Below are 13,420 nucleotides of genomic sequence, written 5' to 3'. Positions count from 1 at the left end.
AATTTGCCCGCGCATTTTAATTCGATACCTTGTAATTGCGCACAATGGACAAAGCGGTTTGGCTGTAAGGAAGGAGAAAATTTATGAAGGACAGAAAGCGTAATGTACTGTCCCGGCGCTTCACCAGGGTGCTGGCGGTCCTGATGGCAGCGGCACTGCTTGGCGGCAGTCTGCCTTTCGTTTCTCTGGGGGCCGGAGACGGTGAGGATACGGAGGGCGTCCCTCTAAGGGATAAGTATTCCGGGTTCGAGGGACAGGATATTGACTGGGAATATGGAAGCTCTTCGGATATACCCGGTTATAAACAATATTCCAAAGAATATGAGAGCGTTCTTCCCGGAACATACGAACAGGAGATTCCTCTTGAAAGCCTCAGAGGAAAGGACCAAAGCGCGCTGGCGCTGACGGAATATGAAGGACGCAGCGCGGTGCTTTCGGATCAGGAGGGGCAGTACATAGAATTTGAGGCGGATATCCCGCAGGACGGCCTGTACCGGATAGAGATGGATTACTATCTGGAGACCGGAAGCTCCAATTCCGGCAAACGCGCTCTGTATATAGACGGTGAATATCCGTTTACGGAGAGCGGAGATATCGTATTTTACCGGTATTTTCAGGATAAAGGAGAGCCTGCGCTCAACAGTCTGGGCGATGAGACAAGGCCCGCTCAGGCTGAGGTTCCGGGCTGGAGGACGACACAGCTGTCTGACACCTCCGGACTGCATGACCAGCCTTTTTCACTGTACCTGACGGCGGGGAAACATACTGTAAGGTTTCAGTATATGAGGATGGATATGTATATCGCCGGTATCCGTCTTGTGACGCCGGATGAAATTTCAAGCTACGAACAGCTTAAACAGCAATATGAGGCAAAGGGATATAAGCCCGCCCAGGGAGAGACTGTCAATTTTCAGGCGGAGCTCACCGCTGTGGAAAAAAATGACCCCACTCTTAGGAGAGAAAATGACGGCGACCCGCTGGTGCAGCCTGCGTCGGGAACGACACGGCGCTTAAACGTCATGGGAGCGTACCGGTGGCGCCAGGGAAACCAGAGCATCACCTGGGAATTCGAGGTGCCAGAGGATGGGCTGTATAAGATAGGGCTCTGCGAAAAGCAGTCCTGGAATGACGGACTTCCTTCTTACCGGCAGATTGCGATAGACGGACAGGTCCCTTTCCGGGAAATGCTGGAGTATAAGTTCGAGTACACAACGAAGTGGGAGCTGAAGGAGCTGTCCGGCGAGGATGGAATTCCCTATGAATTTTATCTCACCAAGGGAACCCATCAGCTGACCATGACTGTCAAATTCGGCGATATCGGCGAGGTAATTGAATCCATCAACGAGGATAACCAGATACTTTCCGATATCCTGCTCAACATCACCCTGATCGCGGGCAGTGATCCGGATCCCAACTACGACTACGGATTTTTTGATAAGATCCCCGGTCTTAAATCCCAGATGGAATACCTGATTGCCAGCATGCAGAAAAAGTATGAACTGGTCAAGGGGTTATCGGATAAGGTGCCCGCGATGGCCAACAACTTCCTGACCATAAAATCCCAGCTGGAAGGAATGGTGGAGAACCCTTACAGTATTGCGAGAAAAGTGGGGGATCTGACCAGCTCCCAGGAGAGCTTAAGCAACTGGTACCTCTCCCTTCAGAGCGCTCCGCTGGTGATCGACTATTTTAAAGTGGGCCGGCCGGAGGAAACCTGGGAAAGTAAAACGTCCAATATACTGCAGCGCCTGGGTGTGACAGCCCAGCTGTTTCTATCCTCTTTCCGGAAGGATTATGACAATGTGGGAAGCATCTTAGACGACAGTGTGGAGATTAAAGAGACCATCAATGTCTGGATCGCCAGAGGTACGGAATGGGCCGAGGTCATTAAAGAGATGGCGGATGAGGATTTCACTCCCAGGACGGGCATTGCCATCAATGTGAATGTGCTGCCCGCGTCGCAGCTGACCGCCGGCAACGTCAACGCTCTGATGCTCTCCATCACATCGGGAAAGGCGCCGGATGTGGCTCTCGGGGTGGATGTTACCTCCCCGGTGGAATTCGCGATCCGCGATGCTGTATATGATCTGTCCAAGATGGAAGGCTTTGCCGAAGTAAAGGACCGTTTCGTGGAAGCCACACTGACACCTTATGAATATAACGGCGGTGTATTTGCGATTCCGGAGACCATGGATTTCAACGTTCTGTTTTACCGCAAGGATATACTCTCACAGTACGGGATACAGCTCCCGCAGACACGGCAGCAACTCTACGATTATGTGATGCCCGCCCTGTATCAGAACGGTATGGAATACTATTTCGCAAGGGATTTCACACAGTTTCTGTTTCAGAACGGCGGAGAGTTTTATACGGAAGACGGGTTGAAATCCGCTCTGGATACACCGGAGGCTTTCCGCGCGTTTAAAGAATATACAGAGCTGTTTACCAATTACGGCGTGCCCGAGGTGGCTAACTTTTATCAGTATATGAGATCAGGCATCATGCCTCTTGGTGTGGGCAACTTCAACATGTATATGCAGCTGTCGGTGGCAGCGCCTGAAATCGCTGGCAAATGGGGCATTGCGCCCCTCCCCGGAGTGATGAGGGAGGACGGAACCATCGACCGCACCGCAGGCGCCATCACGGCCCAGGGCGATGTGATCATGAAACAGAGCCAGCATCCTAAGGAGAGCTGGGAGTTTCTGAAATGGTGGTCCAGCACCGACGTGCAGACGCGGTTTGCCAGAGAGGTGGAGGCGCTGATGGGCGCGGAGGCCCGCTGGAATACGGCGAACAAAGAGGCTTTCCTGAACCTATCCTGGAGTGAAGCCGATATTGAAGTGATTGAGGAACAGTGGGAGTGGGCAGAAGAGACGCCTGTGGTTTTGGGCGGATATTTCACCTCCCGTCATCTGACCAATGCATGGACCTCAGTGGTAATCAGTGGCATGGATGTAAGAGAAGCCCTGGAGCAGGCGGTGAAAGACATCAACCGTGAGCTTCGGATGAAACAGGAAGAATATGGGGTAATAAAACATGATGACGAAGAGTAATAAGACGGGACTTGCGTCGGCTAAACGTTTTATCCGCAAGAATTGGATGGGGTATCTGTTTCTGCTTCCGTTCGTAGTTCTGTTTTCCATATTTGTCGTGGCGCCGGTCCTCTATGCGGTGGGCTTAAGCTTCACGGACTACAACATGATGCAGCCTGCGAAATTTGTGGGGCTGAACAACTATAAACTGCTGTTTTTGGATGATGAGGTATTCTTAACAGCCATCTCCAACACGCTGACCTTTGCGGTGATCACGGGCCCCATCGGCTATCTTCTGTCCTTTTTTGCGGCATGGGTCATCAATCAGCTGAAATTTAAGAGGGGATTTGCCCTGGCCTTTTATGCGCCGTCCATCACCAGCGGCATCGCCATGTCCACGGTGTGGCTGGTCATCTTTTCCAGCGACCGTTACGGCTATCTGAATAATATCCTGCTGAATCTGGGGATGATCGATTCCCCGATTCTGTGGAATACGGACCCGCAGTATATCATGAAGGTCATTATGATCATATCCCTGTGGATGAGCATGGGCACCGGCTTCCTGGTTTTCCTGGCAGGCCTTCAGAATGTTTCCAGTTCCTATTATGAGGCGGCTGCCATAGACGGTGTAAAGAACAAATTTCAGGAACTGTTTTATATCACGCTGCCGTTAATGAAGCCGCAGCTGCTGTTCGGCGCGATCAACGCCATCGTATCCTCATTCGGCGTTTTTGATATCGCGGTATCCGTAGCGGGCATGCCGAGCCCCAACTATGCCGGACACACCATAGTGGCGCATCTGTATGATTATGCGTTCATCCGGTTCCAGATGGGATACGCTTCTGCCGTGGCGGTAGTGCTGTTTGTGATGACCTTCCTGCTTGGAAAAGTGGTAATGCGCCTTCTGTCCTCCAAGGACGAATAGGCTGCCTAAATGAAATAGAAAGAGAGGGACAGCTATGATTAAGATCAGATGGTTTAAAGGCCAGTGGCTGCATTTCACATTTTCACAGCTGGTAATCTACGCGCTGATGCTCATATTGGTGGCTTTTACGGCGCTGCCGCTCATATATCTGGTATGCACGGCATTTAAACCGATGGACGAATTGTTTGTATATCCGCCCAGATTTTTTGTTAAAAATCCTACCTTTAAGAATTTTTCGGATCTTTTGGTATCGCTTGGGAGCTCTGCGGTTCCGTTTACAAGATACGCGTTTAACAGCATTCTTGTGACCGTTACAATCGTATTTCTGACGGTTATCGTATCCGCGCTGGGAGCATATTCCCTGGTAAAGTTTCATCCTCCGGGCGCCAAACCGCTGTTTAATATCATCATTATGGCATTGATGTTTTCCCCCCATGTGACGAAGATCCCCAGCTATATGGTCGTAAACAGCCTCGGGCTCATCAATACCTATGGGGCGCTGATCCTGCCCAATATCGCGGTGGCCTACAATATCTTCCTGATGAAGCAGTTCATCGAGCAGTATCCCGATGAACTTTTGGAGGCCGCCCGCATCGACGGCGCCGGAGAATTCCGCATATTCATGAAGCTGGTCATGCCGGCGTTAAAGCCCGCATGGTCCACGCTGATTGTGTTCTCCTTTGTAAACAACTGGAATGACTACTTTTCGCCGTTAATTTATATCACGAGCCAGGCCATGAAGACGCTGCCGCTGGCGCTGCAGACGATCTCCGGTGGTGCGGCGGGAATGAGCGTCGGACGTGCGGGAGCCGTCGCTGCGGCCACCTTTGTTATGACTGTGCCTACGGTTATCATATTCACTGTCATGCAGGGAAAGGTGATGGAGACCATGGTGTATTCGGGCATCAAGGAATAAGGGAGGAGACTATGAAAAAGTTACAGAGAGTTACGGCGCTTTTGCTGGCGTTTCTGTTCCTGGTGCTGTGTTTTCCGGATACGGCAGAGGCCTCTTCGGAAACGGACTATGTGACGGGAAACAGCAGTTACCGGCTGCCCGTTCCGAAAGCCTATAATGTGACCGGAAGCATCAACAACATCGGCGAATATGAATCCGAAAGCCCGTTTTTAAAAGATCCGCAGGATATCTTTATCGACAGCAAAGACAATATCTACATAGTGGACACAGGAAACAGCCGGGTGGTCAGGATGACCCCCGATCTTAAGACGGCCGGAATCTATCACGGGCCGGCCGATCAGCCCTTCAATATGCCGGAAGGAATATTTGTGGATGAGGACGGGGACATGTATGTGGCCGACACGGGCAACAGCCGTATCGTCCACCTTTCCCCGGAAGGAGAGTTGGTGGAGGTTTTTACAAATCCTGAATCCGGACTTACCGGTTCTGCGCCTTTTACTCCGTCCAAGCTGGTGGTCAGTCCGACGGGTTATATCTATGTGGTCCGCGGGGAAAACATCATGGCCATCGACGGCAACAACGGCTTTCGGGGGCTGTACGGCCAGACGAATATCGGCTACAGCCTGGCAGAGGCAATGACACGAATCTTTGCCTCGGAAAGCCAGCGCAAGTTTATGACCAAACGTCTCGCATCCTCTTATATCAATCTGACGCTGGGTACGGACGGCATGATCTATGCCACCAGCCTTGAGAGGGAGGAAGGCGAGATCAAAAAGCTGAACTCCATCGGCAACAATACATACCGCAAGTATAAAACCATCGGAAATTCCATTAAAAACCCAATTACGGAATTCATCGAGAAAAAGGTGCTGAAAGCGGTGGTTGCCGGAAGCAAGTTCAAGTTCGGCGAGTATTTTGACGACAACGGAAACTATATGGAGCCTATATTCCGCGATATCGCTGTGGACGGAAAAGGGATTGTGACAGTGATTGAGGAGCTGAACGGCAAGGTTTACCAGTATGACCAGGACGGCAATATGCTGGTGGCATTCGGAGGCCTGGGTGAACAGAACGGAAAATTCGCAAGACCCAGCGCCATAGCGGTAAACAGTGAAGGCCAGCTCTATATTGTGGACCGGCTCAACAACAACGTGCAGATCTTTGAACCGACCCAGTTTATAGAGCTGGTACATCAGGCTACGACCGCCTACGGAGAAGGGGATTATGAGAAATCCTACGAGCTGTGGGAACAGGTGCTGGCCATTGATGAGAATTATGAGCTGGCTCATGCCGGCATCGCCAAAACCTTCTATAAACAGGGGCGCTGGAAGGAATCCATGGAAGAGAGCATGCTCGTGGGCAACCGGGATATCTATACACAGTCCTTTGATGAGTACAAATACGAAGTGCTAAGAAAAAATTTCGTATGGATTATATTGATCGCCGCGGTCATTATCGCCGCAGTGTGCTGGTTTCTCGTGGCATCCGGCAGAGGCGCCAAGAAGGCCTACTGGGCCTTTGTACACGATAAATCAAAGAAAATGGGCGTCGTAAGCGGCATCAAATATTCCTACAATGTTCTGCTGCATCCTCTGGATACCATAGAAGGCGTACGGTACAAAAAGACAAAGATCAATCTGAAGGCCGCGCTGATCATCATGGCCGCCGCCTACTTGGTAAGGATCGCCTATATCTATATTGTCCATTATCCGCTGGCGTCCATAGAAGTTGCGGATGCCAATCCGATATTTGAAGCGGTGAAGCTCTTTATAGTGCCGCTTACCTGGGTGCCGGCTGCATTTGCGGCGACCAGTATATCGGAAGGCGAGAGCAAGTTTGGGGAGATATTTTTCACCTCCATGCTGGCGCTGCTGCCGTTTATCGTGATCAATGTGCCGCTGATGTTTGTGTCGAATATCCTGTCAAAATCACAGCAGTCCTGGTACGGTATTTTCTCCGCCGCCGCTTACCTGTGGATGTTCCTGATACTGGTTTTCAGTATGAAGATTTTGAATAACTATTCGCTGGGCAAGACCATACGCATGGTGATCGTCACCATATTTATGATGCTTGTGATCTGGCTGGTGCTGGGACTTTTCTATATCCTGTTTGCGCGCCTTGTGCAGTTTGTGCTGGAGGTAATGAAGGAGTTTCAGGTCAGCATGTTGTAATACCGCCAGAAGCGGATTGAAAATCAAGCGCACTGATGTGCGCGCAGGTCATCAACCTTACGGTTGGTGACAGCGAAAGGAGCGGATCAGGCTTTTATGTTGAAAAAAGTGTTGAAAGAAAGGCTGGGACTTATCCTGTTCATGCTGGTTGTGGCGGTACTGGTGATTTGGGGCGCAGTGAGCGTTGCCAATGCACAGAAAAATGCCGTGAGAACAGAGTATGAATATGTGCCGGTTGAGGGAAATGTAGATTTTGAGGATGAGGGCAGTTACCGGCGGGCAGCCGGTAACGATAAGATGGAGCTCTATTATAACGAAGCAAAAGGAACCGTCCAGCTGAAAGATCTGGAAAGCGGTTATGTATGGAAAAGCGTTGTGGACGATGAGGTGTATGACACTGAAAAGGTCAATAAACAGTGGGCCTCTTATTTAAAGTCCGTGCTGACGGTGAGCTATAACGACCTGCAGCAGAGGGATGCGCCGCCGACCAAGGTGTTCAGTTCCTCGGACTGTGATTACCTGGAGACGGAGTACCTGGATAACGGAGTCAGGGTGCGTTACGGATTTACCCAGCCGGGCATCTTCTTAAGCGTTGAGTACCTGCTTGAGGACGGACAGTTTGTGGTCCGGATCCCTGCGGACAGGATTGAAGAGCAGTCACAGTTTGTGATTACAACGCTGGAGATACTGCCGTTTTTAGGAAGTGCCGGTGATGAGGTGGACGGATATTTTGTTTATCCGGACGGCAGCGGTGCGGTTACGGATTATGCCAATGCCGATCATCGCCCTGCCAGCATTAAGGCGGGCATGTGGAGGACTTATTCCAATAAAACGCTTACCGTAGAGGAATTTATGAATGAAAGCCTGTACGAGAGATATACCGCAACCCTTCCCGTATTCGGCATCAAAAACGGAAGCAGCGCGCTGCTGGCGGCCTTTACACAGGGAGCGGAGAACAGCGGAGTGGTGGGATATCCTTCCGGATATGTGGTAAATCTCAACCACATCGGATTTGAGATTTATACAAGAAATGTATTTAACGTAAATATGTTCAATGTTTCCAGCGGTGTGGGAGAAACGGCTAACGGCAAGGAAATTCAGCGGGTGGATAAGGCGCTGAATGCGGAGGACCGGGAGATCCGGTACTTTTTGTTAAACGGAGAGGACGCGGACTACAGCGGTATGGCAGATGTCTATCGGGAATATCTTCTCGCGACGGGACAGCTTAAGGGTGTCATCGATGAAGGGGACGCAATGCCTCTGTCTCTGGAAGTGATCATGGGCATCACAAAGCCTCAGATGATACTGGACGAATATGTTAAGATGACAAGCATCTCCGAGCTGATGGCCATCATGGAGGATCTGAAGGAGCGGGGGATAAACGATACGGAGATACTTCTGCGCTCCTGGCAGAAAGACGGAGAGAATTATCCGGACTACTGGCCCATAGCCAGCCAGCTCGGCGGCAGAAAAGGGCTTGAAGAGCTGGATGAATATCTTCAGAAAAACAGCGGCGGCAGAGTATATCTGGAGAATAACTTCATCTTTGCCATGCAGAAAAACGGAGGTTTTTCCACTACAGGCGATGTGGTGTACGACGGCTTGAACCTGCCGGTATCCGCTTCCGGATATGATACCAACTGGTATCTGTTAAACCCGCAGGCCGCATTTGAAAGAAGTGAGGATTTCCTGGATAAGCTCTCCTCCTGGAGCAGTCTGGGCGCGGCATACCAGTATATGGGAAGAATTATTTATCCCGACTATAATAAATCGGCGCCCTTTACAAGAAATCAGACGGTGGAAAAGTGGAAAGAGATATTTGCGCAGGTGAAGGAGCAAAAGCGCCCTCTGGCCTGTGAGGGCATGAACCAGTATGTCTATGAGAGTGCGGACTATCTGTATCATGTGCGGGACAGCGCCTTTGGGCTTTCCATCACGGATGCCTCGATCCCGTTTGTGCAGATGGTTCTGTCGGGACTGATCCCCTACTCCACAGATCCGGGAAACCTTTCCTATGATATGGACATACAGAAGCTCAAATGGATTGAATACGGCGCGCTGCCTAATTTTATCATAACCAATGAAGATGCGATCAACCTTAGGGAAAGCGATTTCGATTATGTATTCACTTCAACCTATGATGTCTGGAAGGACCGGATTACAGAAACCTATCAGGAATTTGCGAGAAATTTCCAGCAGATCTACGGCAGGCAGATGATCCGGCACGAGAGGCTGGAAGACGGCGTGGTCGGTATTACATATGACAACGGGGTGCAGGTGCTGATCAATTATAATGATGCCGACAGGGAAATAAAAGGCGCTGCCGTGCCGGCCAAAGGCTATGTCATAACAGAAGGGGAGGTGCGCTGATGAGCAAACAGAAAAGAAAAAGAAAACAGCTGTCCATGCGTACCAAGGACCGGATGAAAGGGCTTGTGTTTGTCAGTCCGTTTATCATCGGCGTGCTGGCATTCTTTGTTTATCCGGTTTTCCTGTCACTTAGGTTAAGTTTCGGAAAAATAGACAATATCATCGGGCTGAAAATATCATGGGCCGGGCTGACCAACTACCTTAGGGCGTTTCTGATCGATGTGAATTTCGTACCGATCTTTCTGCAGGTAGTTAAGGACACCATCGTTAAATTTCCCCTTACCATCGTCCTGTCGCTGATCATTGCGATTATGGTCAACCGGGACATTAAAGGAAAGGGAATGTTCCGCGTGATCTTCTTTATCCCGTTTCTGCTCGGTACCGGTGAGGTGATGAAACAGCTGCTCAACCAGGGCGTGGATACGCAGGTGCTCTCCATCACCGACGGCAGGATCATCCCTTACAATGTGCTGAATTATTTCGGAGGAACGGTGGTGGAAGCGGTACAGAATGTGCTGGGTGTGATTGTGCTGGTGCTCTGGGGATGCGGCGTGCAGATCCTGTTGTTTCTGGCAGGGCTGCAGAGCATATCCCCGGCGCTGTATGAAGCGGCAAAGATTGACGGGGCCACGGAATGGGAGGTCTTCTGGAAAGTTACAATTCCGATGATCTCGCCGATGCTCCTGTTAAATCTGATCTATACAATTGTGGATTCCTTTACGAATGTAACGAATCCGATGCTGGAATATATCCAGAGCTATGGCTTTACAAAAGCTCAGTTTGAATACGGAGCCGCAATGGGGTGGATCTATTTCCTGTTTGTAGGCCTGGTGGTGGCGGCTGTATTTGCGCTGATGAAAAATTATATGCACACCAATGAGGTGGAGGAGGTGAAAAAGCATGGCAGAGAAAGAAAACACAGAGTATTTACAATCCAGGGAAGCAAAAAAAAGCATTAAGCCGCTCCTTAACGGCAGGCCGGCCATCTGGCTGCGCCAGTTAAAGCACAGCGTAACCACAGCTTCAGGCGTGAAGAAAATCATTGTAAAAATCGCGATGTATATGCTGCTTCTGGGCCTGGCCTTTGTATTTCTCTATCCGTTTTTATATATGATCATCACATCGCTGAAATCCAATTCCGACCTGAATAATCTGGCGGTGCAGTGGATTCCGACGGAACTGAAATTTGAAAATTACTTTATCGCGGCGGATCTTCTGAAGGTGGGAAGATACGCGCGCAATTCGGTCATTGTGACCGTGTGCGCATCCCTGGGGCATGTGCTCTCCTGTTCCTTCATCGGCTACGGGTTTGCGAGGTATAATTTCCCGTTTAAGAAGTTTTTGTTCGCCTGCGTAATACTGGCTTTTATTGTACCGGTGCAGACGATCATTATACCGCTTTACCTGACGTATTCCAGGCTCGGCTGGCTGGATACCTATATTCCGCTCATCATTCCGACCTTTTTTGGGTTTGGACTCAAAGGAGCGCTGTATATCTTTATCTTCCGCCAGTTCTACCTGACACTTCCAAGAGATCTGGAAAATGCTGCCCGTATTGACGGATGCGGATTCTTTAAGACGTACTGGAAGATTGTGTTTCCGCTGGCCCAGTCCACGCTGGTTGTGGCGCTGGTGCTTTCCGTGGTGTGGCATTGGAATGACTTTTATGAGCCTGCGATCTACATCAATAAAGCACAGCTGGGATTTCTGCCCCCGCGCATCAAGAGCATTGTCTCCATCGTAAATGCACCTCCGGAATCGCTGTTTGAGATGCTTGCAAACCTGGGACTGCAGGAGGGGGAAGACACGCTCAACAACTCGGTGATCATGGCCGGCGCGGCAATTATCTGCGCCCCCATACTGATCTTTTTCGCGTTTGCGCAGCGCAAGTTTATGCAGGGAATTGAGAGAACCGGTATCACCGGTGAATAATACCTGCATGATCATCACGGAAACAACGCCGTCCGCATACGGGCGGCGGGGTTATCATAAAGCAATAAATACGCACACGGATGTGTGTGCAGGTCATCAGCCTCTGGCATGGTGACAGGAAAGGAGGAATTTCTATGAAAAGGAAAACAAGAACGAGATGGATTGCCGGCCTGCTGGCAGCGTTTATGCTGCTTACAGCCGCCGGGTGCAGCGGCCAGGATACCCAGGCCACCGATCCGGAAAAGACCACGGCAGCCGTAACCACAGGGGGTGAGACTACAACGGCTCCTACTGGCGAAGAGACAAGCGCGGAGGAAAATCTCCCGCCGCTGAAGCTTAGCATTATGCTTCCTTATGGCTCCAGCGAGTACGACAACGAGGAAATTGTTAAAAAATTCCACAAGGATCTTGAAACGTATACCAACACTGAGATCGAATGGATCTGGTATGACCTGGATATGTACTATGAGAAGCTGACGCTTCTGTTCGCATCCGGCGATCTGCCCAGCATTCTGATCACAGGCAAGTCCGCAGAGTTTCTTAACGCGGTTCAGAATGACGCGTTCTGGGATGTGACAGATTACTATAAAGACTATAAGAATCTGAATGAGATCACAGAAACCGTATTTTTAAACGCGTCGATTAACGGAAGGCTCTACGGTATCCCTCGCTCCAGAACACTGGCGCGTAACGGCGTTGGTTACCGTCTGGACTGGCTGAACAATCTGGGCCTTAAGGAACCGGAAACCATCGATGAATTCTACGACATGCTGGTGGCGTTTACCAACGGTGATCCTGACGGAAACGGCAAGAACGATACTTATGGCCTGGGCGTATCCAGCTATGCAGGAACCTGGGATATTATGCAGACCTGGTTTGGAGTTCCCAACAAGTGGGGCGTTGATGACAACGGAGATCTGGTTCCGGACTTCCTGACGGAAGAATATGACAATGCGCTGAAGTGGTTCCGCAAGATCTATTCAGAGGGCCTGGTGAATCCGGATTTCGCCACTTATCCGGCAGGTGACTGGGATGTTATGCTGCGCGGCGGACAGGCAGGAGCCAGTGCGGACGTGCTGGACCGTTTCCGCAGAAACCAGGGATATTTTGATACAGAAGGAATCCCTGCAGAGACCATGCTGGTGGGCGCCATCGATGCCGGATACGGCAAACGCTGTCTCCCTACCCTGGGTTATGCCGATATGGTGGTAATCTCCAAATCAAAGGTGAAAACAGAGGAAGAGTTAAAGAGAGTGCTTCAGTTCCTGGACGATTTAGGCGATGCCGAAATGCTGGACTTAATCGAGCGCGGATATGAAAACGTAACATACCGTATGGCCGATGAAGGCTATTATGTAATGCTCAACGAGGAAGAAAAGACGGCTCTCGGCGTGCTGACCGGCGATTTCCGCAAGGGCTACAACCAGCTGCTGCCTTATTGGTCCACCCCGGATGAAACTGAAAAGAGAATCCCTGCAGAGCCTGTTACCGACCCTGTAAAGCTGTTAGAGCAGCAGCTGTATGAGGAAGACAAGGAGTATGTAGTACCCAACTACGGTGCTCCCTATACCTCCCCGACCTATGTTGCGTCAGGTACAGAGCTGGATACAATCATCAGTGAGGCCAGATTAAACTACATCCAGGGAATCATTGACGATGTGGGACTGCAGGAAGCAAAGGAACAGTGGAAACGCAGCGGCGGCAACGACGTGATCAAGGAGATGAATGATCTATATCATGCAGCAGGCAACTGATTCTGCTTCTCACACATTGGCTAAATGACTGAAACAGGCCATTAAGTGTAAGTGTACACAGCAAAAAATATGAAGCTAAAGGGTCTGTATGAGCGGGAGCATCCGTTCATACAGACCCTTTGTTTTGACTGACTGTCAATTTTATATATTTTGTCCATGGTGATCTTATGGAAAGTCAATACGTATCATCTATAATATGGAAATTCAGGAAATGTCCAGGAATATTTTGGCGTCAGGGCCTGTTCGCCACGGATTTTTATGGTATAATATCGATAGATATTATACCTGCGCTGATTTTCGTCTGCGAAGCAGACAATTAC

General features: G+C 50.1%; 9 protein-coding genes. All 9 read left to right on the top strand.

Going from position 1 to position 13,420, the window contains the following annotated elements:
* Nucleotides 1–83 precede the first annotated feature (83 nt).
* The 9 genes from DWZ56_RS18100 to DWZ56_RS18060 all read left to right on the top strand — a co-directional run bounded on the left by DWZ56_RS18100 (nucleotide 84) and on the right by DWZ56_RS18060 (nucleotide 13,100).
* The gene (locus DWZ56_RS18100; protein ID WP_118558014.1) at nucleotides 84–3,053 is read left to right on the top strand and encodes an extracellular solute-binding protein; all 2,970 of its coding nucleotides are present in this window, start codon (nucleotides 84–86) and stop codon (nucleotides 3,051–3,053) included.
* Nucleotides 3,037–3,957, top strand: coding sequence for a carbohydrate ABC transporter permease (locus DWZ56_RS18095; RefSeq protein WP_118558013.1), 921 nt, complete (start codon nucleotides 3,037–3,039; stop codon nucleotides 3,955–3,957). Before DWZ56_RS18100 ends, DWZ56_RS18095 begins: the two co-directional genes overlap by 17 nt.
* Nucleotides 3,958–3,991: 34 nt before the next feature.
* Nucleotides 3,992–4,873: a carbohydrate ABC transporter permease gene (locus tag DWZ56_RS18090; protein WP_118558012.1), complete on the top strand. Its 882-nt coding sequence runs from the start codon at nucleotides 3,992–3,994 to the stop codon at nucleotides 4,871–4,873.
* Nucleotides 4,874–4,884: 11 nt separating this feature from the next.
* Nucleotides 4,885–7,044: a hypothetical protein gene (locus DWZ56_RS18085; protein WP_118558011.1), complete on the top strand. Its 2,160-nt coding sequence runs from the start codon at nucleotides 4,885–4,887 to the stop codon at nucleotides 7,042–7,044.
* A gap of 35 nt (nucleotides 7,045–7,079) precedes the next feature.
* Nucleotides 7,080–7,268, top strand: coding sequence for a (Na+)-NQR maturation NqrM (gene nqrM / locus DWZ56_RS23845; protein WP_118558010.1), 189 nt, complete (start codon nucleotides 7,080–7,082; stop codon nucleotides 7,266–7,268).
* The gene (locus DWZ56_RS23225; RefSeq protein WP_442911450.1) at nucleotides 7,186–9,414 is read left to right on the top strand and encodes a DUF5696 domain-containing protein; all 2,229 of its coding nucleotides are present in this window, start codon (nucleotides 7,186–7,188) and stop codon (nucleotides 9,412–9,414) included. Before nqrM ends, DWZ56_RS23225 begins: the two co-directional genes overlap by 83 nt.
* Nucleotides 9,414–10,373: a carbohydrate ABC transporter permease gene (locus DWZ56_RS18070; RefSeq protein WP_118558008.1), complete on the top strand. Its 960-nt coding sequence runs from the start codon at nucleotides 9,414–9,416 to the stop codon at nucleotides 10,371–10,373. Before DWZ56_RS23225 ends, DWZ56_RS18070 begins: the two co-directional genes overlap by 1 nt.
* Nucleotides 10,315–11,346, top strand: a complete 1,032-nt coding sequence (locus DWZ56_RS18065; protein ID WP_118558007.1) for a carbohydrate ABC transporter permease — start codon at nucleotides 10,315–10,317, stop codon at nucleotides 11,344–11,346. The genes DWZ56_RS18070 and DWZ56_RS18065 overlap by 59 nt, the downstream gene beginning before the upstream one ends.
* A 134-nt stretch (nucleotides 11,347–11,480) precedes the next feature.
* Nucleotides 11,481–13,100: an extracellular solute-binding protein gene (locus tag DWZ56_RS18060; protein WP_158584653.1), complete on the top strand. Its 1,620-nt coding sequence runs from the start codon at nucleotides 11,481–11,483 to the stop codon at nucleotides 13,098–13,100.
* Nucleotides 13,101–13,420 lie beyond the last annotated feature (320 nt).

It is taken from the genome of Lachnotalea sp. AF33-28 (genome assembly GCF_003477885.1).
Lineage (GTDB): Bacteria > Bacillota > Clostridia > Lachnospirales > Lachnospiraceae > AF33-28.
This window is presented reverse-complemented; position numbering and strand designations above follow the sequence as displayed.